The following is a 24,572-nucleotide window of genomic DNA, read 5'->3' on the forward strand; positions in this document are numbered from 1 at the left end:
AACCGGTGGAGCCGTGCCGTGGCCCGTGCCGCCGTCGGAGGCGACGACCCGGATGTTCGCCGCCCTGTCGCCCGAGAGGCTTGAGTCCGAGAGCCTGAGTTCCGGGAGCCTGGGGTCAGGGAGGCTGAGTTCCGGGAGCCTGGCGCCGCCGGAGCGGCGGGCACCGTCCGAGCGTCTGGTGACGACCGCGGGCGCCGGGGACGGCGGCCTTCCCGGGCAGGACCGGGACCGGGACGACCCCGCGAAGCAGCCGAGACGGATGCGGCGACTGGCGCTCGTGTCGGGACTGTCGGTGCTGCTGGCCGTGGGCGTCACGGCCGGCGGCGCCCGGCTGATCGCCGGACGGACCTCCCTGAGCATGGAGCAGCCGACGACGGCCTGCCCGACCTCGGAGAACTGCGCCGCCGCGGGCGGGCCGTACGGAGCGTCCGGCTCCGGCCAGGCCCTCGGCGAGACGCCCGCCCCGGGCGACCCGACCGGCGATCCGACCGGCGACCCGGCCCATAACGGCCAGGGGGACTCCGGCAAGACCGGTGTCGATCAGGGTGGAACAGGCCAGAACGACACGGGGAAGAACTCGGCGGCTCCTCAGGCCACGCCGGTTTCCACGACGGCCTCGAAGGGCCGGGATCGCGACCACGCGTCCGCCCGTACGCGCACCCCGTCCACCCCCGCCCCGCGCGCGTCGGCCCACGCGTCTCCACGGGTGGGCGATGCTCCCGCCGCCGTCACGGCCGCCCCGGACGACACGGGCACCGCGTCCGACGACGGCGCGACTCCCGGAGAGACCGCGCTGGACGACACTGACAACACCGGGGACACCGCGGGCACAGGGGACACCGCGGGCACGGACGAGGCCGGTGCCGGCCCGAACCACACGACCGGCCCGAACCACACGACCGGCCCGAACACGGCGTGGACGAGATCCGCTCTCGCCGGCGGCGGTCCGGCCGTGCGGGTGCGGTTCACGGTGACAGACCGGGACGAGAGCGGATACGCGGCCCGGATCGCCGTACGCAACGAGGGACCGGCCCTGCCCGCATGGACCATCCGGCTGGCCGTCGGCGGGCAGGTGACCGCGGTCGAGGGGGCGGACTGGCGGCAGCAGGGCGACACCCTGACCCTGAGCTCGCAGGCCGCGCTGGACGAGGGCGGCACGCTGACGCTGACCGTCCACGCGGACGGCGCGTCGGCCGCACCCGCCGACTGCGTGCTCTCCGAGGGGCGATGCGAGGTGACCGGCCCCGGCCCGTCCCGGCGCGGCGACTGACCGCCCTCATCGGGGCCGCCGGATGGGGACGGGGCGTTTTCGAGGGAGCGACGGGCGTTTTGGTTGGATGGGCGCATGACCACCCCACCACGTGTCCTGACCATCGCGGGCTCGGACTCCGGCGGCGGCGCCGGCATCCAGGCCGACCTGAAGACCATGCTGGCCCTCGGTGTGCACGGCATGAGCGTCATCGCGGCCGTGACGGCGCAGAACTCACTGGGCGTGCAGGGCTACTGGGAACTGCCCCCGGAGGCGGTGCGGGCGCAGCTCGACTCGGTCCTCGGCGACATCGGAGCCCAGGCGATCAAGACGGGCATGCTGGCGTCGTCCGTGCTGGTGGAGACCGTCGCGGAGGTGCTCGCCGGCGTGACCGCGCCCGTCGTGGTGGACCCGGTCGGCGTGTCCAAACACGGCGACAGCCTGCTCGCGCCGGAGGCCGTGGAGACCGTCAAGAGCGTGCTCCTGCCGACCGCGACCGTGGTCACCCCCAACCTGTGGGAGGTCGAGCAGCTCACGGGCGTCAAGGTCGAGGACGAGGACGACCTGCCCCGCGCCGCCGAGGCCGTGCTGACCCTCGGCCCGAAATGGGCGCTGATCAAGGGCGGTCACCTCCCCGGGGAGCCGGTTGACCTGCTCACCGACGGGTCGAGCGCGCATCGCTTCACCGCCGAGCGGCACGACAACCGGCACACCCACGGCACCGGCTGCACGCTCGCCTCGGCGATCGCGTCGTACCTCGCTCTCGGCGAGGACGTGCCCGGCGCCGTACGGCGGGCCAAGGAGTACGTCACGGGCGCGATCGCGCACGGCTTCCCGCTGGGCGCGGGCATCGGTCCCGTGGACCACGGCTGGCGGATGCGGGCGGACGCCTGAGTCGTCAGCGGAAGTCGGCCGCGTGGTCGGCGGCCCATTCCCGGAATGTTCGCGCGGGCCTTCCGACGATCTCTTCCACCGTCGAGGTGATCAGGTCGGAGCGGGGTCGTCGCGTGCTCGCCAGCAGTGCCTCGACCAGGGCGGGCGGCCTTCCGTCCGCGAGCATCCGCTCCCGAGCCACCTCCACGGGAACCTTCTCGAAGCGCAGCGGACGGCCGATCGCCTCGCCGATCAAGCGGACCTGGTCGGCCCTGCTCACCACCTGTGGTCCGGTCAGCACGTGCGTGGCGCCCACGTGCCCGTCGCCGGTCAGCACGCGTGCCGCCACGGCCGCGACGTCGGCCTGGTGCACCACCGCTGTGGGGGCGATGTCGGGGCCGCGTACGACACCGTCCTGCCGGATCTGCCCGGCCCACCCCAGCGCGTTGGAGGCGATCGTGTCGGCACGCAGGATGGTCCACTCCAGGCCCGACGCCTCGATGAGGCTCTCCATGTCGGCGTGGAGCCGGTTGATCGGATCGCTCTGCCGCCCGGCCTCCTCGTTCACGCCTGACGACGACAGGTAGACGAGGCGGCGGGCGGAGCCCGCGATCGTGGCGAGGACGGCCGGCGCGCCCTCGGACGTGAGGAAGGGCCAGACCAGGAACACCGTCGTGATCCCGCTCAGCGCCCTTTCCAGGGTTTCCGGCTCGGACAGGTCTCCTGTCGCGATCTCCACGCCTTCCGGCAGGCGGGTCGTCCGGGCATCGCGGACGAACGCGCGCACCGGGACACCGGCGGATATGAGCTGAGCGGCGACTTCCCGGCCGACGTTGCCGGTCGCGCCCGTGACGAGAATCTGGGCCATGACCGTGATCAACCGCACCGTGCCAGGGATATTCCGGTGCGCATCCTCGCCGTCGCCGGCCACGGGAGCACGGGAGCACGAGAGCCCGCCACCGATCCGGTGGCGGGCTCTCGAGGGAGTCAGACGGTCAGCGCGAGACCTTGCCCGCCTTGATGCAGGAGGTGCAGACGTTCATCCGCTTCGGCGTCCCGTTGACCACCGCGCGCACGGTCTGGATGTTGGGGTTCCAGCGGCGGCGGGTGCGGCGGTGCGAGTGGGAGATGTTGTTGCCGAAAATCGGCTTCTTGGCGCAGACGTCGCAGACGGAAGCCACGGTAATCGCTCCTTTGAATCAGTCGATCGGCCCGGCGCCGGTGCAGCGGCTCGTCCGAGCAATGCCGGGACAACCGGCTGGCCACACGAGGATATCCGATGTTCGCCGGTGCATGCCAAACGGGACTCCGGCGAACGGGGATAGTCTCGTACCCGCCAACGGTAGCGCATCGAGGGGCTGGAGCGCGGAAGGAAGGTCGGCCTGATGCTCAAGGTGCTCGATCCCCCCGCGGTGCGCCGCTGGTCGCGCCACTGCGCGGCGGCCCTCGGCCGGGCCAGGGCGGAGATCGACGCGCTCAACGTGTTCCCCGTGCCCGACGGGGACACCGGCACGAACCTGCACCTCACGATCCTGTCGGCGGCCGAGGCGGTGGACGCGCTGCCCGGCGACGCGGACGCGGGCGCCACGTGGGAGGCCCTGACGCGCGGGGCCCTGCTCGGCGCGCGGGGCAACTCCGGGGTGATCGTCAGCCAGGCCGTCAGGGGCATGGGCGAGGTGCTCCGGTGCGCGCAGGGAGGCGGCGCCGACCTGCGCGACGGCCTGACGAGGGCGGCCGAGATGGCCAGGGCGGCGGTGGTCCGGCCGGTGGAGGGCACGGTGCTGAGCGTGCTGTCGGCCGCGGCGCTAGCCGTACGCGACGCGCCCGACGACCTGACCGAGGTGGCCTGCCGGGCGGCGGACGAGGCACGGCGGGCCCTGCGCCGCACGACGGGTCAGCTCGACGTGCTGTCCCGCAACGGCGTGGTGGACGCGGGCGCGGCCGGGCTGGTGATCATGCTGGAGAGCCTGGCCGAGGTGGTGACCGAGGCGTACAGCGAGCGGCACGAGGTGCCTGCCCCGGCCGGGCGGATCGCGCCGGAGGAGCTCGGGCGGCGGGACGCGGGCGGCCCCGGTTACGAGGTCATGTACCTCCTGGACGCGGGCGCGCACGAAGTGGACCGGCTGAGAGGCGAGCTCGACGCGCTGGGGGACAGCCTGGTGATCGTCGGCGGGGAGGGTCTGTGGAACGTCCACGTCCACGTGGACGACGCGGGCGCGGCGATCGAGGCCGGGCTGCGGGCGGGACGCCCGCATCGGATCAAGGTGACCTACCTCGGGGGACGGCCGCACGAGCCGGGCCCGGCGAGGGGCGTCGTCGCGGTCGCCGCAGGGGACGGCCTGGCGGCCCTGTTCCGTGAGGCGGGAGCGGTGGTCGTGCGGCGTGAGCCGGGCTCGGCCCCGACGGCGGCGGCCCTGCTGCGGGCCGTCCGCGAGGCCGGGACCGAGGTCGCGGTGCTGCCCAACGACGCGGCCGTGTACGACGTCGCCGTGGCCGCCGCGGAGATCGCCAGGGAGGAGGGCGTGACGGTCAGCGTCCTGCCCACCCGGGCGTCGGTGCAGGGCCTGGCCGCGCTGGCCGTGCACGACCCGCTGCGCCGCTTCGACGACGACATCGTGGCGATGACCGACGCCGCCGGGCACACCCGCCACGGGCACGTGTGGGTGGCCGATCGCGAGGCGATGACCAGCGCCGGGATCTGCCGCCCCGGTGACGTGCTCGGGGTGGTGGACGGCGAGGTCGCGCTGATCGGCGCGGACCTGGCCGCGACCGCGGTGGGGGTCGTCCGGCGCCTGGTCTCCGGCGGCAGCGAGATGGTCACGCTCGTCACCGGCGCCGGCGCGCCCGAGGCGCTCCTGCGGGCGGTACGCGACCACCTGGAGCGCGTCCGCCCGGACCTGGAGATCGTCGTGTACGAGGGCGGGCAGGGCGGCTATCCCCTTCTGATCGGCGTCGAGTAGCCGGATTGTCGGCCTGTACGGGTAGGAATTGGTGTCGTGACGAGCTTCGACGAGCCGCTCAAGAAGGTGGTCGGCAGGTCGGCCGCCCCGCTGGAGAGCGCGCTGGGCATCAGCACGGTCGGTGAACTGCTGCGCCACTATCCGCGGCGGTACGCGCAGCGGGGGGAGCTGACGCCCATCGCGTCACTGGAGCACGACGAGCACGTCACCGTGGTGGCCAAGGTGTCGTCCGCCGTTCGCAGGCCGATGAAGAACCGGCAGGGCACCTGGCTCGACATCGAGGTGACCGACGGCAAGGAGAAGCTGCACCTGGCCTTCTTCGGCAAGGGCGCCTACGTCGCCGAGCAGCGGCTCACGCCGGGCACCGAGGCGATGTTCTCCGGCAAGGTCGGCGTCTTCGTCGGCGGGAGGACCAGGCGCGTCTCGCTCACCCATCCCGAGTACGAGTCGTTCGACGAGACGGAGGAGACGGCCGAGGAGTTCGCCTCCGCGCTGGTGCCGATCTACCCCTCCGCCCAGGGGCTGCCGAGCTGGAAGATCCGCCGGGCCGTGCGCACGGTGCTCGACGTGCTCAGCCTGGACGACCCGGTGCCCGCCGAGATACGGGAGCGGCTGGGGCTGCTGCCGATCGAGGAGGCGCTGCGGCGCGTCCACCGGCCCCGCAGCCAGGCGGACGTCGCCCGGTCGCACGACCGGCTGAAGTTCGACGAGGCGTTCGTCCTGCAGGCCGTCCTGGTGCGGCGGCGCATGGCCGCGTCCGCCTGGCTCGCCATGGCCCGCCCCGGGCGTGACGACGGGCTGCTGCGCGAGTTCGACAAGCGGCTGCCGTTCCAGCTCACCGAGGGGCAGCGGCAGGTCGGCGAGGAGATCGCCGCCGACCTCGCCCGTGAACACCCCATGCACCGGCTCCTGCAGGGCGAGGTCGGCGCGGGCAAGACCGTGGTCGCGCTGCGCGCGATGCTCCAGGTGGTCGACTCCGGCGGGCAGGCCGTGCTGCTCGCCCCCACCGAGGTCCTCGCCCAGCAGCACCACCGGTCGATCGTGAACATGCTGGGCGATCTCGCGGCCGGCGGGATGTTCGGCGGGACCGCGGTCGCGCTGCTCACCGGCTCGATGGGGGCCGCCGCGCGGCGCAGCGCGCTGCTCGACGCGGCCTCCGGCGCGGCCGGCATCGTGATCGGCACCCACGCCGTGCTCCAGGAGCACGTCCAGTTCGCCGACCTCGGGCTGGTCGTGGTGGACGAGCAGCACAGGTTCGGCGTCGAGCAGCGCGACGCCCTGCGCGAGAAGGGCGGCGGCGGACGTCCCCACGTGCTGGTCATGACGGCGACGCCGATCCCGCGCACGGTCGCCATGACCGTGTTCGGCGACCTGGAGGTCTCCACGCTGTCCCAGCTCCCCTCGGGCAGGGCCCCGATCACCACTCACGTGGTGCCCGCCGCGGAGAAGCCCCACTTCCTCGACCGCGCCTGGCAGCGGGTCCGTGAGGAGGTCGGCCTGGGCCGCCAGGCGTACGTGGTGTGCCCGCGCATCGGCGACCAGGAGGGCGACGAGGGCGACCTGGCGAAGGACGACGACGAGCGCAGGCCGCCCCTGGCGGTCCTCGACGTCGCGCGCATGCTCGGGGAGGGGCCGCTGGCCGGCCTGCGGATTCAGGCGCTGCACGGCAAGCTCGCGCCCGAGGACAAGGACGCGGCGATGCGCGCCTTCGCCCGGGGCGAGATCGACGTCCTGGTCGCGACCACGGTCATCGAGGTCGGCGTCGACGTCCCCAACTCGTCGGTGATGGTCATCATGGACGCCGACCGCTTCGGCGTCTCCCAGCTCCACCAGTTGCGCGGCCGGGTGGGCCGGGGCGGCCTGCCCGGACTGTGCCTGCTCGTGAGCGAGGCCCCGGAGGGCACCCAGGCGCGCCGCAGGCTCGACGCGGTGGCCGCGACGCTCGACGGGTTCGAGCTGTCCCGTGTGGACCTGGAGCAGCGCCGGGAGGGCGACGTGCTCGGCGCCGCCCAGTCGGGGCGCAGGTCCTCGCTCAAGCTGCTCCAGCTTCTGCGTGACGAGGACGTGATCGAGAGCGCCCGGGCCGAGGCGACCGCCCTGCTGTCCGCCGATTCCACGCTGTCGGCCCACCCGGCGCTGCGCGCCGAGATCGACACCATGGTCGCCGACGAACGCGCCGAGTTCCTCGAAAAAGCGTGACCGCCGGCGCGAGGGCGGGAAATTGAAACGGGCGCCGTGTGAACACGACGCCCGTTGACGACCCAGGGCCCAGCCTTGGGACGGCCTCCCCCCGAATGCCGCCCCCGGCTGGGCCCGCCCTCGGGTCAGGTGCCGAGGGCGCCGACGTGCGGAAGGGCTCACGACCACGCCGGCCGGCCTTCCCCTGGGTCACCGTGAAGGCCGCAGAACTCATGATGCGCATGTGACGGAGCCCGCGATACGGCTCTTACTCATTCGTCGCCGCCGCTTGCCCACTCTTGACCTCGTGCCCCTCCCGCCAATCTTTGCCCCGGGCAGATCTTGTCGGTCGCGGCACTGGCGATCTTCCGGGCCCTTCGCCCGCCGTGCCGGGAAGGCCGTCGCGGGCGGGACAATGAAGGCGTGACGCGGGTGATCGCAGGGACGGCGGGGGGACGCAGGCTGGCCGTCCCGCCGGGGAGATCGACCAGGCCGACGAGCGACCGCACCCGGGAGGGCCTGTTCGCCACCGTCGGCTCCGCGCTCGGCCCGCTGGACGGGATCCGGGTCCTCGACCTGTACGCCGGGTCGGGCGCCGTCGGACTTGAGGCGCTGAGCAGGGGGGCGGCCCACGCGCTGCTGGTCGAGTCGGACCCCAGGGCCGCACGCACGATCAGGGAGAACATCACGTCGCTCGGGCTGCCGGGGGCGTCCCTGCGGGCCGACAAGGTGGAGCGGGTGGTGGGCCGGCCGTGCGAGGAGCCGTACGACTTCGTCTTCGCCGATCCGCCCTACGCCGTCTCCGACGAGGCGGTCTCCCGGGTGCTGGCGGCGCTGCGCGACAACGGCTGGCTGGCGGAGGGCGCGCTTGTCGCCGTCGAGCGGGAGTCGAGGGGTAAGGACCTGGTGTGGCCCGCGGGTTTCACGGAAGACAGGGTCCGTCGATACGGCGAAGCGGCCGTTTGGTACGGTCGCGCAGCCGGGAACCCGTGAATCTATGGGGGTGCGCCTTGCGTCGTGTCGTCTGCCCGGGGTCGTTCGATCCCGTGACCAACGGACATCTGGACATCATCGGCCGGACGTCACGGCTGTATGACGAGGTCGTCGTGGCCGTGCTCATCAACATCGAGAAGCACAGCCTGTTCACCGTCGACGAGCGCATCGAGATGCTCCAGGCGGTGACGAAGGAGTACGGCAACGTCCGGGTCGAGAAGTTCCACGGCCTGCTGGTCGACTTCTGCAGGCAGCAGGGCATCCCGGCCATCGTGAAGGGCCTGCGGGCGGTCAGCGACTTCGACTACGAGCTGCAGATGGCCCAGCTCAACTACCGGATGTCGGGCGTCGAGACGCTGTTCATGTCCACCAACCCCGAGTACTCCTTCCTGTCGTCCAGCAGGCTCAAGGAGATCGCCCGGTACGGCGGGGACGTGTCGGGCCTGGTCCCCGACCTCGTCCACCAGTTGCTCGTGGAGCGGCTCAGGGGCTGAACCTGAGCTGGTATTCTTGCCTTTCAGCCTTGCACGACGGCGGTGATTCGCCATGCCTAACGAGAGCAGGATGAGTCTGCACAGCCTCGATCCCCGAGCCCCCTGGGTGATATCCACCCACGACCTGGGGCGCCGACCGGGATCGATGCGCACGCTCAGCCCGGTCCTCCCGGCACCGGCGGACCTCGCGGTCGGAATGATCGGCGTTCCCAAGGACGCCGACGTCGAGCTGGACATCCGGCTCGAGGCGGTGATGGAGGGCGTGCTCGTCACGGGCACGGCGCAGACTCCCCTGACGGGGGAGTGCTCGCGCTGCCTGGACCCGTTGACCTCGGAGATCGAGGTCGACTTCCAGGAGCTCTACTTCTACTCGGCGGAGGACGCCGCAGAGGACGATCTGCTCCTCGACGGCGAACTGCTCGATCTCGAGCCGGTATTCCGTGACGCGGTGGTGCTCGCACTGCCGCTCAGCCCGGTGTGCGGTGAGGACTGCCCCGGTCTGTGTGCGGAGTGCGGGATCAGGCTGGCGGAGGCCGGCCCTGACCACCGGCACGAAACGATCGACGCCCGCTGGGCGACGCTGCAGGGTTTGGTTGTGGAACAGGAAGACGATCAGGAGGGTTGACGTGGCCGTCCCCAAGCGGAAGATGTCGCGGAGCAACACCCGCGCCCGCAGGTCCCAGTGGAAGGCGGCGGCGGTCGCACTCGTGAGCTGCCCGCAGTGCCGCTCGCCCAAGCGCCCGCACGTGGCGTGCCCGACCTGCGGCACCTACAACCGCCGTCAGGTCGTCGAGCCGTCGGCCTGATCGCGCGGTAAGGGAACGTCGGGACGCCGGCCGGATCGTCAAAACGAGCCGGTCGGCGTTACCGTGCTTCAAAGGGTTACCGTTCTCCAAAGGAACGTGCGGTGGCGGTTGGACGGTACGCACCGACATGCACGCCCGCGGCCGTGGTGGGCGCCGGGGCCATCGGCTCCCGGCGGACCGGCGTCCACCACGCCTTCGGGCCTTCGGCCGGTCCACCTGCCTCCCGTGCACGGCCCTGCCTGCACCTAGGAGTTGGGAGGAATTCATGGCCGCGCCGTCTGTAAAGCCCGTGCCCGTCGAGGTCGCGAGGGACGAGCTGTTCCAGACTCTGGATGTCCGGCTCAGCACCGGCATCCTCGAGCGGGCGCTGACGCACCGCTCATACGCGTATGAGAACGGCGGACTGCCGACGAACGAGCGCCTGGAGTTCCTGGGCGACTCGGTGCTGGGTCTCGTGGTGACGGACACGCTGTTCCGCAACCACCCGGACCTGCCGGAGGGCCAGCTCGCCAAGCTGCGCGCCGCCGTGGTCAACATGCGGGCGCTCGCGGACGTCGCCAGGACGCTCGACCTCGGCAAATACCTGCGGCTGGGCCGCGGCGAGGAGGGCACGGGCGGCCGGGACAAGTCGTCCATCCTGGCCGACACGCTCGAGGCCCTGATCGGCACGGTGTACGTCGACAAGGGCCTGGACGAGGCGTTCCGCGTCGTCCACCTGCTGTTCGACCCGCTCATCACGCGGTCGGCGTCGCTGGGCGCCGGGCTCGACTGGAAGACGTCCCTGCAGGAGCTCACCGCCGCCGAGATGCTCGGCGTGCCGGAGTACCACGTCGACGAGAGCGGGCCCGACCACGCCAAGTCGTTCTCCGCGACCGTGCGCGTGGGCGGCAAGGAGTACGGCAAGGGCTCCGGGCGCAGCAAGAAGGAGGCCGAGCAGCAGGCGGCCGAGGCGGCCTGGACCGCGATCCGCGCGCTGCGCGACGCCCGCGAGGGCGCCGGTCCCGTACGCGCCTGAGCCGGGGAGACGGCGCATGCCCGAACTGCCCGAGGTCGAGGTCGTCCGCAAGGGCCTGGAGAGCTGGGTCGCCGGCCGGACGGTGGCCGCGGCCGAGGTCCTGCACCCCCGGGCGGTCCGCCGCAACGTCGGCGAGCTGCCCGCCCAGCTCAAGGGCCGCACGCTGGCGTCGGCCGAGCGGCGCGGCAAATACCTGTGGCTGCCCCTGCGGGACGGCGCCTCCGGCGAGGAGGAGCCCGGTGAGGCGCTGATCGCCCATCTCGGCATGAGCGGCCAGCTTCTCGTCGTGGACCCGCTGTCGCCCATCGAGAAGCACCTGCGCGTGCGCATGGGCTTCACGGACGGCGGCCTGGAGTTACGCTTCGTCGACCAGCGCACCTTCGGGCACCTCCTGGTGGCGCCCATGGTCGCGGGGCGGGGTCGGCCGGTGCCCGAGCCGATCGCGCACATCGCCGCCGACCCGCTTGAGGACGCCTTCGACGACGCGGAGTTCGCCGTACGGCTGCGGCTGCGCCGGACGGGGATCAAGCGGGCGCTGCTCGACCAGTCGCTGATCAGCGGGGTGGGCAACATCTACGCGGACGAGGCGTTGTGGCGCGCGCGCCTGCACTGGGCGCGGCCGACGGAGACGCTGACCCGGCCGAAGATCACCGAACTGCTGGCGGCGATCCGCGCGGTCATGAACGAGGCGCTGGGGCAGGGCGGCACGTCCTTCGACAGCCTCTACGTGAACGTCAACGGCGAGAGCGGCTACTTCGACCGCTCGCTCGCCGTGTACGGCAGGCGGGACGAGCCCTGCCGCCGCTGCGGGACGCCCATCCGGCGCGAGGCGTTCATGAACCGGTCCTCCTACAGCTGCCCGAAGTGCCAGCCCCGCCCGAGGAACGCCCGCCCTTAGGGACCCCCGCCTGTGGCGGCCGAAGTCGATCTGGATACTTGTAGGCGTGGTTCGGTTGACGGCATGGGTCCGGGGACGGGTGCAGGGTGTGGGGTTCCGCTGGTGGACCCGTGCCCGCGCACTGGAGCTCGGGCTCGTCGGGTGGGCCTCGAACCTGGCCGACGGGAGGGTCGAGGTCGTCGCCGAGGGCCCGAGGGAGTCGTGCGAGCGGCTCCTGTCGTTGTTACGCACCGGAGACACGCCCGGCCGTGTTGAGGGGGTGGTCGAGCGCTGGAGCGATGCGAAGAGAGGTATCGCCGGGTTTGTCGAGAGGTAGGGCTTCCCTCAAACCCCTCAAATCCGGTATATTTATCTAGCGAGAGTGCCCACCGGCACGCCTGTGCGGAGCGTTCAACTTGACCGTCTCCATTGCCGGTGCGACTCTTGAGAGGAACCACGCGCACCCCTCCCGCGGCATGAAGTGCGCGAACCAGTCTGGTCACTCAGCGTGGAGGACCCTTTACTATGGCGAAGGCTCTACTCGGCCACGTCGGCGGTCCTGACCCTCGGATGATCTCGGAAATGCGCCGTCTCCAGCAGCGCATCCGCGACCTCGAGGCAGAACTCACCCGGCTCCAGGCCCAGAACGACGCGCTCGCGGCGCAAACTCGTGACGAGGCCCTGGTCCGGCTGCAGGATCGCGAGCCGGCTCTCACCTGAGGACCGGCAGGAACGGGAAAGGATTGTAGGGACGCCCCGCAAAGGCGTCCCTTGCCATTTCCGCCGTCGTTCCCCGGCAATTGATTCGACGGCTAACAGATCATAGATAACGGGCCGTGGGCGGGATGGGCGAACCGCCCGGCTTGCCTTACCCGTATTCGTTCCCCAGGCGGGCCGCCGGTGCCTATCCCCGCGTACCCGGCCCTTGGGAGCTGTAGTCTTTCCCCCCGAACGCCAGGCGGCACCGAGGGGGGCGGACGTGTACCTCAAGACGCTCACCTTACGCGGTTTCAAGTCCTTCGCCTCGGCCACCACCCTCCGCTTCGAGCCGGGCATCACCGCCGTGGTGGGCCCCAACGGTTCCGGCAAGTCCAACGTCGTGGACGCCCTCGCATGGGTGATGGGCGAGCACAGCGCCAAGTCGCTGCGCGGCGGCAAGATGGAGGACGTGATCTTCGCGGGCACCTCCAGCCGCCCGCCCCTCGGCCGCGCCGAGGTCACGCTGACGATCGACAACACCGACGGCGCGCTCCCGATCGACTACACCGAGGTGACGATCAGCCGGCTGATGTTCCGGTCCGGCCAGAGCGAGTACGCCATCAACGGCGACACCTGCCGCCTGCTCGACATCCAGGAGCTGCTGTCCGACTCCGGCATCGGCCGGGAGATGCACGTGATCGTCGGCCAGGGCCAGCTCGACCAGGTGCTGCACGCGGGTCCGGAGGAGCGCCGGGCGTTCATCGAGGAGGCCGCGGGCGTACTCAAGCACCGCAAGCGCAAGGAGAAGGCCCTCCGCAAGCTCGACGCGATGCAGGCCAACCTGACCCGCGTCCAGGACCTCGTGGCCGAGCTGCGCCGCCAGCTCAAACCGTTGGGCCGGCAGGCCGAGATCGCCCGCAAGGCGGCCGTCATCCAGGCCGACCTGCGTGACGCGCGGCTGCGGCTGCTCGCCGACGACGTGATCACCCTCCGCGACACGCTGCAGCGGGAGGAGGCCGACGAGGCGGCCGTACAGGCGCGGCGCGCCCACGTGGAGGCGGAGCTGGCCGAGGGCCAGCGGCGGGAGGCCGAGCTGGAGGCGGCCGAGAACGACGCCCAGCCGCGCCTCAAGGCCGCGCAGGAGACCTTCTACCGCCTTTCCGCCCTGCGGGAGCGGCTGCGCGGCGTGGAGAGCCTCGCGGCCGAACGGCGGCGGCACGCCGCGGACGCCGCGTCCATCGAGCGACGCGGGCGCGACCCGGAGGACCTGGAGCGCGAGGCCGCCGAGGTGCGGGAGCAGGAGCGGGTGCTGGCGGAGGAGCTGGACGAGGCGCGCGAGCGGCTCGCGGCCGCCGTCGAGGTCCGCGCGGAGGCCGAGGAGGCGCTGGCCGCCGAGGAGCGGCGCCTGACCGTTGCCGCCCGCGCCGCGGCCGACCGCCGCGAGGCCCTCGCCCGCCTCCGCGGCCAGGTCGAGTCGGCCAGGAGCCGGGCCAGGGCCGCCGGTGACGAGATCGGCAGGCTCACCAAGGCCGTCGAGGACGCCACCCGGCGCGCGGAGCAGGCCCAGGACGAGCTCGACGCGCAGGCGCTCGACGAGCCGCCGGCCGACCCCGAGCTCACGGCCGAGCTGGAGGCCGCGCAGGAGGGAGTGGACCTCGCCCGCGCCGCCGTGGAGGAGGCCAGGGCCGAGGCCGAGCAGGCCGAGGCCGTCGTGGAGCGGGCGCGGGCCGACCTGGCCGCGCCCAGGGACGCGCTCGCCGCCGCCAAGGCCGCCGTGAGCACGGCCCGAGCGGCCGACCAGGATTCACAGCGCGCGGTCGCCGCTCTCCAGGCCCGGTGCGAGGCCCTGGAGATGAGCCTGGCCGGGGGAGCGGACGGGGCCGCCGCGCTGCTCGGCGCCGGTCTGCCCGGCGTGCTCGGCCCGATCGCCGCGCTGCTCGCCGTACGCCCGGGGGCGGAGGCGGCCGTCGCGGCCGTGCTGGCCGTGGACGGGGTGGGTGTCGCCTCGCTGACCGCCGCCGTGGCCGCCGTCGAGCACCTGCGCGAGGCCGACGCCGGCCGCGCCGCCCTCCTGATCGCGGGCGACCGCCAGAGCAGCGGTGGACAGAGCGGTGGCGGGCAGAGCGGTGGCGGGCGGCCGGAGGCGCCCGTCGCGGGCGCCGAATGGGCCGCCGACCTGGTGACCGTGCCGGACGAGCTGCGCCCCGCCGTGGAGGCGCTGCTGTCCGACGTGGTCGTGGTGCCCGACCTGCTCAGCGCGCGCAAGGTGGTGGACGCCCATCCGGAGCTGCGGGCCGTCACGACGTCCGGCGACCTGCTCGGCGTCCACGCCGCGCACGGCGGCTCGGGCGGCGGCTCCTCCCTGCTGCAGATGCGCACGGCCCTGGACGAGGCCGCCGCCGATCTCGCCACCGCCAGGGCCGAGGCCGAACGGCACGCGGAGGCGCTGGCCGAGGCCGTGGCCGCCGAACGGGAGTCCCAGCTCGCGCTGGAGGCGGCGCAGGGGCGGGTCACGGAGGCGCAGAGCGGCGTGAGCGCCGCCCAGAGCGGCGTCAACGCCGCGCAGAACGGGCTGAACGCGGCGCAGGCCGGGCTCGACCGCCTGCGCGGCAGGCAGCGGGAGGCCGACCAGCGGGCCGCGGCGGCGGCCAAGCAGCTGGCCCGGCTGGAGGCCGCCGTCAAGGCCGCCCAGGACGAGGCGGCCCGGCTGAGCCGGTCAGCGGTGGACGCCCAGGAGGCGCGCGAGCAGGCTCAGGCCGCGGTCGTGGAGCTGGAGGAGCAGCTCGCCGAGGCAGAGTACGCCGCCGAGCTGGAGGCGGAGCCGACCACCGACACCCGCGACGAGCTGGCCGCCGCCTGTGGCGTCACCCGGCAGGCCGAGATGGAGGCCCGGCTGACCGTCCGTACGGCCGAGGAGCGGGTGCGGGGCATCGCGGGCCGCGCCGACGCCCTCCTGCGCGCGGCCCAGCGCGAGCGGCAGGACCGGGCCCAGGCCGCGGCCGACCGGGAACGCCGCCGCAGGCAGGCGGAGATCGCCGCGGCGGTGGCGGACGGCGCGCGTGCCGCCCTGAGCGCCCTGGAGGGGTCGCTCGCACGGGCCGCCGAGGAGCGCGACGAGGCCGAGCGGGCGCGCGGGCAGATCGACACCGAGCTCAAGCAGGTGCGCCTGCGCGTACGTGAGCTCAGCTCCGAGCTGGACGCCCTGGTCAACCGGGTCCACGGCAGCGAGATGGCCAGGACGGAGCGGCGGCTGCGTCTGGAGCAGATGGAGCAGCGTGCCCTGGAGGAGTACGGCATCGAGCTCGAACCGCTGATCGCCGAATACGGGCCGAGCGTGCCGGTGCCCGGCGACCCGCCCGTGCCGTACGTCCGGGAGGAGCAGGAGAAGCGGGCCAGGACGGCCGAACGGCAGATGACCCAGCTCGGCAAGGTCAACCCGCTGGCGCTGGAGGAGTTCGCCGCCCTTGAGGAGCGGCACGCCTTCCTCACCTCGCAGCTCGAAGACCTCAAGAAGACCCGGCGCGACCTGCTGCTCGTGGTCAAGGAGGTCGACGACCGGGTCGAGCAGGTCTTCGCGGCGGCGTTCGAGGACGTGGCGCGCGAGTTCGGGCAGATCTTCCAGCGGGTCTTCCCCGGCGGGGAGGGCCGCCTGCTGCTGACCGACCCCGAGGACATGCTGACCACGGGCGTCGAGGTCGAGGCCCGGCCGCCCGGCAAGAAGGTCAAGCGCCTGTCGCTGCTGTCCGGCGGCGAGCGGTCGCTGACGGCGGTCGCGTTCCTCGTCTCGATCTTCAAGGCCCGCCCGTCGCCGTTCTACGTGATGGACGAGGTCGAGGCGGCGCTCGACGACACCAACACCCAGCGGCTGCTCACCCTGTTCGAGGAACTGAGACAGACCTCACAGCTCATCGTGATCACGCACCAGAAGCGCACGATGGAGATCGCCGACGCGCTCTATGGCGTGTCGATGCGCGGCGACGGCGTCACCCAGGTCGTCAGCCAGCGCCTCCGCGAGAAGGTCTAGGGAGTTCGCCCCTGGCTGGAGTAATGCGGGTCATCTGGGAAACTTCATGGTGTGGACGGTTACCTCGGCATCATCGTGATCGTGGCCATCGTCGCCATATTGGCGGTGGGTGGCCTGTGGCTGCTGTTCCGGCCGAAGGCGAAGGACCTGCCGCCCGCCCCGCCGGCCCCGCCCGAGCCGAAGGCTCCCGTTGTGGAGGAGCCCGCGAAGACGGGGCTGGGTGAAGAGGACGGCGGCACGACGACCACGCTGCCGCCGCCCGCCCCTCCGATCGAAGAGCTGATCAAGGCTCCCGAGATCGAGGTCCCGCCGCCCTCGGCCGGCCGGATGGTGCGGCTGCGCGGCAGGCTCGCCCGTTCGCAGAACGTCCTCGGCCGGGGCCTGCTCGAACTGCTGTCGCGGGACCGGCTCGACGACGAGGTCTGGGACGAGATCGAGGAGACTCTGATCACGGCCGACGTCGGTGTGGCCCCCACCCGTGCGATGGTGGAGGAACTGCGGACGAAGGTGAAGGTGCTCGGCACCCGCACCCCCGATGAGGTGCGCAAGCTGCTGCGCGAGGAACTGCTCACGCAGATCGCGCCGGACCTCGACAGGACCCTGCACACCCAGCCGCACGGGGAGCGGCCGGCCGTCGTCCTCGTCGTCGGCGTCAACGGCACCGGCAAGACCACGACCTCGGGCAAGCTGGCCCGGGTCCTGGTCGGCGACGGCAGGAAGGTCGTGCTCGGTGCCGCCGACACCTTCCGCGCGGCGGCCACCGACCAGCTCCAGACGTGGGGTGACCGCGTCGGCGCGGGTGTGGTGCGCGGCCCGGAGGGCGGCGACCCGGCGTCCGTGGCGTTCGACGCCGTGGCCAAGGGCATCGAGGACAAGGCGGACACCGTCATCATCGACACCGCGGGACGGCTGCACACCAAGACCGGCCTCATGGACGAGCTGGGCAAGGTCAAGCGGGTCATCGAGAAGAAGGCGGCGGTGGACGAGGTGCTCCTCGTCCTCGACGCGACCACCGGGCAGAACGGCATGCGCCAGGCGCAGGTCTTCGCCGAGGTGGTCAACGTCACCGGCATCGCGCTGACCAAGCTGGACGGCACGGCCAAGGGCGGCATCGTGATCTCGGTCCAACGTGAGCTGGGCGTGCCCGTGAAGCTGGTGGGCCTCGGCGAGGGGCCGGACGACCTCGCGCCGTTCGATCCCGACGTCTTCGTCGACGCCCTGCTCGGCGACTGACACGAGAAAGCAAGGAACACGGCGGCGGGCCGGGATTCCCGGCCCGCCGATTCCCCGGCCCGCCGCCCGTCAGCTCCGGAGGAAGGCGCGCAGCTCTTCGAGGTGGGGGACGATGTCGATGCCCCGCTCCGACAGCCAGCGCGGGTCGCCGTAGGTGTCGCGATAGCGCTCGGCGCCGTCGCAGATCAGCGTGACCACGCTGCCGCGCTCGCCCCGCTCCCGCATCTCCCGGATGATCTGCACCGCCGCCGCGATGTTGGTGCCGGTCGAGCCGCCGACCTCCCTGCGGGTGACCTCTCTGACCCAGTGCATGGCCGCGATCGACAGGGCGTCCGGCACCTGGGTCATCCGGTCGATGACCGTCGGCAGGAACGACGGCTCGACCCGCGGCCGGCCGATGCCCTCGATCCGCGATCCGGCGCCGCCGTGCTCCTCGCCCGAGATCCAGGACGGATAGAACGCCGAGCCCTCGGGATCGGCCACGCACAGCCGGGTCTGGTGGCGGCGATAGCGGATGTAGCGGCCGATCGTCGCCGAGGTGCCGCCGGTGCCCGCGCCGACGACGATCCACGCGGGCTCCGGGTGCCGTTCGAGCGCCATCTGCTGGAAGACGCTCTCGGCGATGTTGTTGTTGCCTCGCCAGTCCGTCGCCCGTTCGGCGTAGGTGAACTGGTCCATGTAGTGCCCGCCGGTCTCGGCGGCGAGCCGGTGCGACTCGTCGTAGATCGCTCTCGGGTCGTCCACCAGGTGGCACTTGCCGCCGTAGAACTCGATGATCTCCCGCTTCTCCGGCGAGGTGCTCGCCGGGATCACGGCGATGAACGGCAGGCCGAGCAGCCGGGCGAAGTACGCCTCACTCACGGCGGTGGACCCGCTGGACGCCTCGATGATCGTGGTGGTGGGCCCGATCCAGCCGTTGGCCAGGCCGTACAGGAAGAGGGACCGAGCGAGACGGTGCTTGAGTGAACCGGTGGGGTGCACCGACTCGTCTTTCAGATAGAGGTCGACACCCCAGTGCGAGGGGAGCGGAAACACATGCAGGTGCGTGTCACAGCTTCGGTTGGCGTCGGCCTCGACGGCCTGGATGGCGTCGGCCACCCATGCCCTCGTGACCGGATCGTGCCGATCCAGGTGGTTCATGCCGCCACTCTGGCACGCTCCTCGCCATGAACACCAAGGAGGAGGCACCCGGTTCCGCCGACCTGCACCTGCCGACCGCCAGTGAAATCTGCCACATTTTACTCCGGATTGAGGCTCCAGTGTTACGCTAATGAGACTTGTTCGGCTTGCGCGTGACCTGGCCGCGCGGGCCTGGTCTTCACGGCGACGGCGCTGACCAGGCCGGACGACATTAACACCGTGCTTAGGCCCCAAGCGGCACGATGTCCTTGGCACAACGATGAACGAGAGACCTCGCATGTGTTCCGGCCGGACGGGTAACGGGGGAGAAGTTCCGTAGGGGGAAGAGATGATCTCGACCGACGAGCAGCGGCAGGCATGGTTCGAGCGTGAGGTCGTGCCGGTGACGAGCCAGCTCTACGCGTCCGCCATGCGTCTGACGCGCAACCCCGCCGACGCCGAGGACCTGGTCCAGGAGACCGTCGCGAAGGCGTTCACGTCGTACCACCAGTTCCGCGAGGGCACGAACCTCAAGGCGTGGCTGCACCGCATCCTCACCAACAACTTCATCAACGACTACCGGAAGAAGCAGCGCTCGCCCAAGCTGTCGGCCGCCGAGGAGATCGAGGACTGGCAGCTGGCCGCGGCCGAGTCGCACATGTCGACCGGGCTGCGCTCGGCCGAGATCGAGGCGCTCGACCAGATTCCGGACAGCGTCGTGATGAACGCCCTGCGGGCCCTGCCGGAGGACTTCCGGGTGGCCGTCTACCTGGCCGACGTCGAGGGCTTCGCGTACAAGGAGATCGCCGACCGGATGGGCACTCCGATCGGCACCGTCATGTCCAGGCTGCACCGGGGCCGCCGCCAGCTCCGGGGCATGCTGGAGGACTACGCCCGCGAGGAGGGCGTCGTACGCGTCCCCGAGCAGGTGTGCGCGGCCTGACCCGTGACTGACGGGCCCGTGAGGCGCGCCGGGACGTGGTCCCGCGCCCGCGGGCCCCATATCGGGACGCGCTTGGGGGCGCGGCTGGGGACGCGGTTCAGGCGGCGGCGATGAGGGCGATCGCGCCGAGCGCGAACCCGACGCCGGTGATCTGCACGGGGCTCAGCCGCTCGCCCAGGACGTACCGCGCGAGCAGCAGCGTGCTCGCCGGATAGAGCGACACCAGGACGGCCACCAGGGTCAGCATCCCCCGCTGCGCCGCGAAGAGATAGAGCACGTTGGCGGCCATGTCGAGCACCCCGGCCGTGATCGTCACCGTGAGGGTGCCGGGCACCGGGCGCAGGCTCCTGCGCGTCGCGAGGGCCAGCAGCGCGACCAGCGTGATCGAGGCGATCCTCGCCCCCAGCAGCGGCCACGTGCCGGAGTCGGCCGGGGCCAGCTTGAGCAGCACGAAGAACCCGCCGAAACCCGCTCCCGACACCAGGGCGGCGAGGATCGGACCGGCCTTGGGGCCGCTCGCCCCGCCGTTCGGCTCGCGACTGACCAGCAGAACGGCGAACAGGCCGAGCGCGACGCCCACGAGCGCCAGGGCGGACGGCCGGTCGCCGGTGAGGAGGCCGAACAGCACGGGGACGGCCATCGCGGTCGTGGCAGTGGTCGGGGCGATCACGGACATCATGCCGGTGGCCAGGCCGCGATAGAACAGCACGATGCCGAAGGCGCCGGCGACCCCGGAGGCCATTCCCCAGGCCAGCGCCGCCGTGCTCGCGTGGCCCGGCAGCACCGGGAGGAGGGCGGCGACCAGCAGCAGGCCGCCGAGCTGGGAGAGCACGACGACGGCCAGCACCTTCGACCGCCTGGTGGCGAGACCCCCGAAGAAGTCGGCCGTGCCGAAGATCACCGCGCATGCCGTAGCGAGGGCCACCGCCGTCACAGATCCCCCAAGAGATTGCCTCGATAGTGCAATGGATTGTAATAGGAGATCACTACGCTGTACTCATGGCTGATCCTGCGACGATCACCGCGGCCATCGCCGCGAACGTACGGGGCCAGCGGGCCCACCGGGGGCTGACCCTCGACGAGCTCGCGGCCAGGTCGAACGTGAGCCGCGGCATGCTCATCCAGATCGAGCAGGGCCGCACCAACCCGAGCGTCAACACGCTCACCCGGATCGCCGACGCGCTGGGCGTGACCCTCGCGCGGCTGGTGGAGGTCGCCGACACCCTGGTCGTCCGGGTCGTGCACGAGTCCGAGGTGGTGACGTTCCGGCATCCCGGGGGAGGGTCGGCCCGCCTGCTCGTCGGGACGGACGCGCCCGCGATCCTGGAGCTGTGGGACTGGCGGCTCGGGCCGGGCGAGCACCACGACGGCGACGCGCACCCCGCAGGCACCCGCGAGATGCTCACCGTCCTGGAAGGACGGCTCACGCTGACGGTGTACGGCAGGAGCCATGTCGTGGGGTCCGGCGACGCCGTCGTGTTCAGCGCCGACCGGCCACACCGGTACGCCAACGAGCACGACGAACCGCTGCGGTTCGTGATGGTGGTCACCGAGCCCCCCGAGCCGCCCGACGTCCGTGAGCTCCCTGACGCCGGAGAACCCGCACATGACTGACCAGTAAGGGCTGCGTGGTGACGCTTAGTAGCCGATGATTACAGAATGAATCCGCAAGCGCCGCTCCAAGGTTGGGTACATCCCTTTTTGTGCGTGTCTGCTGTGCAGGGGGCGGTGGCCGGTGAGTGAATCGCGAGTCGCGGTGGAAAAACTTCGCGCGGAACTCGCCGCGCTCGGGGTGGCCGACGCCTACGAGATCGGTGACGAGGCTACTCTCTCCGTCTGGATAGGCCTGGTCGTGACCTTCCGTGAGGGCTTTTACCGTTGGCGCGAGGGTGCCGTGAAGTGCCGGCACCTGGGTACGGACCCGGCAGGATGCGCCATCCGGGTGGCTCGCAGGTACGCCGAGCTCAAGGCGGACGTGCCGTCCTGGTGGGAGGAGCTGGAAAAGGTTCTGCGGGGGGGAGCGGCCGGAGGCTATCCGTAGCGTTCGTGGCCCCCCGCCTGCTCCGGGGGGTCGTATGCGGATCGGATCCGTTCTGCTGTCGTTGTTGCTGCTCGGCGGATGTGCCCAGGCCAGGACCGTGTCGGTTTCGGGGGAGCGGCCCGGACCTGCGGGGCCGCATCCGCGCTTCGGCACGCCGCGGCATTTCGACGCCGACCTGCTGCGTTTCCGGCTCGCGCGGACGCAGCGGGGAGCGCCGGGGCCGCGGATGCCCGCGGTCCCGCCGCCGCGGCACGTTGACTGCAGGCAGCACAAATGCGTGGCGCTGACGTTCGACGACGGGCCCGCCGAATACACCGGGCACGTCCTCGACCTGCTCGCGGCCCACCACGCCCGGGCCACGTTCTTCATCCTCGGACAGATGATCACGGGCGAGACGCGGGACTTCGTCCGGCGGATGGCCGCCGAGGGCCACGAGATCGGCAACCACTCCTGGGACCACGCCTCGCTGCCGGGGCTGTCGTCCGACGGCCTGCGCCGCGAGCTCGACCGTACGCAGGAGGCCGTGCGGAAGGTGACCGGCGTGACGATGCGGCTCATGCGCCCGCCGTACGGCGCGACGAACCGGGCGGTGGACAACGAGACGAAGCAGACCGGGCTCGCACAGATCCTTTGGGCCGTCGACACCCTCGACTGGCTCAACCGCAACCCCACGATGATCACCCAGCGCAGCGCCGCGGCCAAACCGGGCGACATCGTGCTCATGCACGACATCCACCCCACCACCGTGCAGGCGCTGCCCCGTGTGCTCGACGAACTCGACCACAAGGGTTTCACGTACGTGACCGTCTCGGAGCTGCTCGGCGAACCCGCGCCCGGGAAGAAGTACACGAACCGATGAAGGGCTACGACTTCGAGGGGCCGGCGCTGGAGCTGGGCGCGCTCGTACGCTCGGATGGGACGGCCGACCCCTCCGAGCGCGTCCGCATCCCGGTGCGCATGATGAACCGGCACGGCCTGGTGGCCGGGGCGACCGGCACGGGGAAGACCAAGACGCTGCAGCTCATGGCCGAGCAGCTCGCCGTTCAGGGCGTGCCGGTGTTTCTCGCCGACGTCAAGGGCGACCTGTCCGGACTGGCCTCGCCGGGGACGCCGGGCGACCGGATCGCCCGCCGGGCGGCCGACGTGGGGCAGGACTGGGCGCCGGAGGGCTGCGTGACCGAGTTCTTCTCCCTCGGCGGCGTGGGCGAGGGCATCCCGCTGCGCGCCACCATGAGCGCGTTCGGGCCGACGCTGCTGTCGCGGGTGCTCGAACTCAACGAGACCCAGGAGTCGTCGCTCGGGTTGATCTTCTACTTCGCCGACACACACGGGCTGCCGCTGCTGGACCTCAAGGACCTGATCGCGGTCATCCGCTATCTGACCGAGACGCCGGAGGCGTTGAGCGGCATCGGCGGGCTGTCGGCGTCCACCGCGGGGGTCATCCTGCGCGCCCTGGTGAACTTCCAGGCGCAGGGGGCGGAGGCGTTCTTCGGCGAGCCGGAGTTCGACGTGCACGACCTGCTGCGGACCACGCCGGACGGGCGCGGCGTGATCTCCATCCTGGAGCTGCCCGCCGTGCAGGACCGGCCGCAGCTGTTCTCCACATTCCTGATGTGGCTGCTCGCGGACCTGTTCGAGACGCTGCCCGAGGTAGGCGATCCCGACAAACCGTCGCTGGTGTTCTTCTTCGACGAGGCGCACCTGCTGTTCGAGGACGCGTCCAAGGCGTTCCTCAGGTCGATCACCCAGACCGTGCGGCTGATCCGGTCGAAGGGGGTCGGGGTCTTCTTCGTCACCCAGACGCCCAAGGACGTGCCGGCCGACGTCCTCGCCCAGCTCGGCGCGCGCGTGCAGCACGCCCTGCGCGCCTTCACCCCGCAGGACGCCAAGGCGCTGAAGGCGACCGTCTCGACGTTCCCCGCCTCCTCCTACGACCTCGAACGGCTGCTCACCGAGCTCGGCATCGGGGAGGCGGTCGTCACGGTCCTGTCCGAGACCGGGGCCCCGACGCCGGTCGCCTGGACACGGCTGCGCGCGCCGCGGTCGCTCATGGCGCCGTCCGCCCCCGCGGTCGTGCGGGGGGCCATCGCCGCGTCCCCGCTCCTGCCGAAGTACGGCACGGCCGTGGACCGGCAGTCGGCGTACGAGATCCTCGCCGCGCGTCTGGCCCGGCAGCAGGAGCCCGAGCAGGAAGCGCCGGCCGAGAGACCGGCGGAGAGACCGGCGGAGAGACCGGCGAAGACTCCCAGGCAGTCGGCACTCGAGGAGATGCTCGCCTCGAAGGAGTTCCGGTCGCTGGCCCGCACCGCCGCGACCGCGCTCGGCCGGGAGATCACCAGGACGATCTTCGGCACGGCGAGACGGCGGCGCTGAGCGCGTCCGCGCGGTCCCGCTCCCGGGACTGTCGGTGGGGCGTGCGAAGGTGGGTGGCATGGGTTTCAGCGGGTTCCCTGACGAGGCGCTCATCTTCTACGAGGGCCTCGTCGCCGACAATTCGAAGGCGTATTGGACGGCCCACAAGGAGTTGTACGACACCGGGGTCCGGGCGCCGATGCTCGCGCTCATGGATGAGCTGGAGCCGGAGTTCGGACCGGCCCACCTGTTCCGGCCGCACCGCGACGTCCGGTTCGCGAAGGACAAGTCGCCGTACAAGACGCATCAGGGGGCCTACTGCGGAGTGGGCGTGGAGGGCGTCGGCTACTACGTGCAGGTCGACGCCGACGGCCTCTACGTGGCGGCGGGCTGGTGGATGCCGGGCGACCAGGTGGCACGCTTCCGCGAGGCCCTGGACGACGACACCGCAGGGCCCCTGCTGGAGGAGATCCTCGCGGCGCTGCCCGATGATCTGACGGTCGGTGGCGATCGGCTCAAGACCCGCCCCCGCGGCACGGCGGAGGACCACCCCCGGCTCGAACTCCTCCGGCACAAGACGCTGCACGCCGGGCGGCGGTTCGAGCCGGAGCCGTGGCTGCACACCCCCGAGACGCTCGACCGGGTCCGCTCGAGCTGGCGGGCGCTGGTCCCGCTGGTCGACTGGCTGCGCCGCCACATCTCCTGACGCCGCCCGC

24 protein-coding genes are annotated in these 24,572 nt (G+C 71.9%); 20 read left to right on the forward strand and 4 right to left on the reverse strand.

Annotated elements, in window-relative coordinates:
- The first annotated feature begins 178 nt into the window (after positions 1–178).
- Together QSK36_RS21175 and thiD are read left to right on the forward strand one after the other, a co-directional pair.
- Positions 179–1,270, forward strand: coding sequence for a hypothetical protein (locus QSK36_RS21175; RefSeq protein WP_285783608.1), 1,092 nt, complete (start codon positions 179–181; stop codon positions 1,268–1,270).
- 75 nt (positions 1,271–1,345) lie between these two features.
- A complete protein-coding gene (thiD, locus tag QSK36_RS21180) occupies positions 1,346–2,143 on the forward strand; it encodes a bifunctional hydroxymethylpyrimidine kinase/phosphomethylpyrimidine kinase (protein ID WP_182899579.1) in 798 nt (265 codons plus the stop codon).
- 4 nt (positions 2,144–2,147) lie between these two features.
- On the opposite strand, the gene QSK36_RS21185 is transcribed toward thiD, so the two are convergent.
- Positions 2,148–3,008 carry an NAD(P)H-binding protein gene (locus QSK36_RS21185; RefSeq protein ID WP_285783609.1) on the reverse strand — a complete coding sequence of 287 codons (861 nt, stop codon included), beginning with the start codon at positions 3,006–3,008 and terminating at the stop codon, positions 2,148–2,150.
- A gap of 109 nt (positions 3,009–3,117) precedes the next feature.
- Positions 3,118–3,303, reverse strand: coding sequence for a 50S ribosomal protein L28 (rpmB, locus tag QSK36_RS21190; RefSeq protein ID WP_079312702.1), 186 nt, complete (start codon positions 3,301–3,303; stop codon positions 3,118–3,120).
- A 204-nt stretch (positions 3,304–3,507) separates the two neighbouring features.
- On the opposite strand from rpmB, the gene QSK36_RS21195 reads away from it, so the two are divergent.
- The 12 genes from QSK36_RS21195 to ftsY all read left to right on the forward strand — a co-directional run bounded on the left by QSK36_RS21195 (position 3,508) and on the right by ftsY (position 17,401).
- Positions 3,508–5,082, forward strand: coding sequence for a DAK2 domain-containing protein (locus tag QSK36_RS21195; RefSeq protein WP_285783610.1), 1,575 nt, complete (start codon positions 3,508–3,510; stop codon positions 5,080–5,082).
- A gap of 36 nt (positions 5,083–5,118) precedes the next feature.
- The gene (gene recG / locus QSK36_RS21200; RefSeq protein ID WP_139580061.1) at positions 5,119–7,281 is read left to right on the forward strand and encodes an ATP-dependent DNA helicase RecG; all 2,163 of its coding nucleotides are present in this window, start codon (positions 5,119–5,121) and stop codon (positions 7,279–7,281) included.
- A gap of 402 nt (positions 7,282–7,683) precedes the next feature.
- A complete protein-coding gene (gene rsmD, locus QSK36_RS21205) occupies positions 7,684–8,253 on the forward strand; it encodes a 16S rRNA (guanine(966)-N(2))-methyltransferase RsmD (protein WP_285783611.1) in 570 nt (189 codons plus the stop codon).
- A gap of 17 nt (positions 8,254–8,270) precedes the next feature.
- The gene (gene coaD / locus QSK36_RS21210) at positions 8,271–8,747 is read left to right on the forward strand and encodes a pantetheine-phosphate adenylyltransferase (protein ID WP_142562236.1); all 477 of its coding nucleotides are present in this window, start codon (positions 8,271–8,273) and stop codon (positions 8,745–8,747) included.
- Positions 8,748–8,817: 70 nt separating this feature from the next.
- Entirely contained in the window at positions 8,818–9,372 is a 555-nt protein-coding gene (locus QSK36_RS21215; protein WP_139580058.1) for a YceD family protein, read from the forward strand.
- 1 nt (position 9,373) lies between these two features.
- Positions 9,374–9,553: a 50S ribosomal protein L32 gene (gene rpmF, locus QSK36_RS21220; RefSeq protein WP_030506036.1), complete on the forward strand. Its 180-nt coding sequence runs from the start codon at positions 9,374–9,376 to the stop codon at positions 9,551–9,553.
- Between the two features lie 265 nt (positions 9,554–9,818).
- A complete protein-coding gene (gene rnc / locus QSK36_RS21225; protein WP_139580057.1) occupies positions 9,819–10,568 on the forward strand; it encodes a ribonuclease III in 750 nt (249 codons plus the stop codon).
- Positions 10,569–10,584: 16 nt separating this feature from the next.
- A complete protein-coding gene (gene mutM / locus QSK36_RS21230) occupies positions 10,585–11,466 on the forward strand; it encodes a bifunctional DNA-formamidopyrimidine glycosylase/DNA-(apurinic or apyrimidinic site) lyase (protein WP_285783612.1) in 882 nt (293 codons plus the stop codon).
- A gap of 46 nt (positions 11,467–11,512) precedes the next feature.
- On the forward strand, positions 11,513–11,782 hold the full coding sequence (locus QSK36_RS21235; protein WP_182899574.1) for an acylphosphatase: 270 nt from the start codon (positions 11,513–11,515) through the stop codon (positions 11,780–11,782).
- Positions 11,783–11,970: 188 nt separating this feature from the next.
- A complete protein-coding gene (locus tag QSK36_RS21240; RefSeq protein ID WP_036331364.1) occupies positions 11,971–12,165 on the forward strand; it encodes a hypothetical protein in 195 nt (64 codons plus the stop codon).
- Between the two features lie 259 nt (positions 12,166–12,424).
- Complete coding sequence (gene smc / locus QSK36_RS21245) at positions 12,425–16,168, forward strand: chromosome segregation protein SMC (RefSeq protein WP_285783613.1); 3,744 nt, start codon at positions 12,425–12,427, stop codon at positions 16,166–16,168.
- A 51-nt stretch (positions 16,169–16,219) separates the two neighbouring features.
- Positions 16,220–17,401: a signal recognition particle-docking protein FtsY gene (gene ftsY / locus QSK36_RS21250; RefSeq protein ID WP_183540483.1), complete on the forward strand. Its 1,182-nt coding sequence runs from the start codon at positions 16,220–16,222 to the stop codon at positions 17,399–17,401.
- A gap of 69 nt (positions 17,402–17,470) precedes the next feature.
- Here ftsY and QSK36_RS21255 read toward each other — a convergent pair whose 3' ends face one another.
- Positions 17,471–18,541 carry a PLP-dependent cysteine synthase family protein gene (locus QSK36_RS21255; RefSeq protein ID WP_285783614.1) on the reverse strand — a complete coding sequence of 357 codons (1,071 nt, stop codon included), beginning with the start codon at positions 18,539–18,541 and terminating at the stop codon, positions 17,471–17,473.
- A 328-nt stretch (positions 18,542–18,869) separates the two neighbouring features.
- Between QSK36_RS21255 and QSK36_RS21260 the strand changes: the two genes are divergently transcribed.
- The gene (locus QSK36_RS21260) at positions 18,870–19,463 is read left to right on the forward strand and encodes a sigma-70 family RNA polymerase sigma factor (RefSeq protein ID WP_139580050.1); all 594 of its coding nucleotides are present in this window, start codon (positions 18,870–18,872) and stop codon (positions 19,461–19,463) included.
- A 97-nt stretch (positions 19,464–19,560) separates the two neighbouring features.
- Here QSK36_RS21260 and QSK36_RS21265 read toward each other — a convergent pair whose 3' ends face one another.
- On the reverse strand, positions 19,561–20,397 hold the full coding sequence (locus QSK36_RS21265) for an EamA family transporter (RefSeq protein WP_183540481.1): 837 nt from the start codon (positions 20,395–20,397) through the stop codon (positions 19,561–19,563).
- A gap of 65 nt (positions 20,398–20,462) precedes the next feature.
- On the opposite strand from QSK36_RS21265, the gene QSK36_RS21270 reads away from it, so the two are divergent.
- From QSK36_RS21270 to QSK36_RS21290, 5 genes are all read left to right on the forward strand, one after another.
- Positions 20,463–21,077 (forward strand): helix-turn-helix domain-containing protein, encoded by a 615-nt coding sequence (locus tag QSK36_RS21270; protein WP_285783615.1) that lies wholly within the window; start codon positions 20,463–20,465, stop codon positions 21,075–21,077.
- A 142-nt stretch (positions 21,078–21,219) separates the two neighbouring features.
- On the forward strand, positions 21,220–21,504 hold the full coding sequence (locus QSK36_RS21275) for a hypothetical protein (RefSeq protein ID WP_285783616.1): 285 nt from the start codon (positions 21,220–21,222) through the stop codon (positions 21,502–21,504).
- A 34-nt stretch (positions 21,505–21,538) separates the two neighbouring features.
- The gene (locus QSK36_RS21280) at positions 21,539–22,363 is read left to right on the forward strand and encodes a polysaccharide deacetylase family protein (protein ID WP_285783617.1); all 825 of its coding nucleotides are present in this window, start codon (positions 21,539–21,541) and stop codon (positions 22,361–22,363) included.
- The gene (locus QSK36_RS21285) at positions 22,360–23,877 is read left to right on the forward strand and encodes a helicase HerA-like domain-containing protein (RefSeq protein ID WP_285783618.1); all 1,518 of its coding nucleotides are present in this window, start codon (positions 22,360–22,362) and stop codon (positions 23,875–23,877) included. The genes QSK36_RS21280 and QSK36_RS21285 overlap by 4 nt, the downstream gene beginning before the upstream one ends.
- A gap of 58 nt (positions 23,878–23,935) precedes the next feature.
- Positions 23,936–24,562 carry a DUF2461 domain-containing protein gene (locus tag QSK36_RS21290; RefSeq protein WP_285783619.1) on the forward strand — a complete coding sequence of 209 codons (627 nt, stop codon included), beginning with the start codon at positions 23,936–23,938 and terminating at the stop codon, positions 24,560–24,562.
- Positions 24,563–24,572: the final 10 nt, after the last annotated feature.

This window comes from Microbispora sp. NBRC 16548, assembly GCF_030268985.1.
Taxonomy (GTDB): domain Bacteria; phylum Actinomycetota; class Actinomycetes; order Streptosporangiales; family Streptosporangiaceae; genus Microbispora; species Microbispora catharanthi.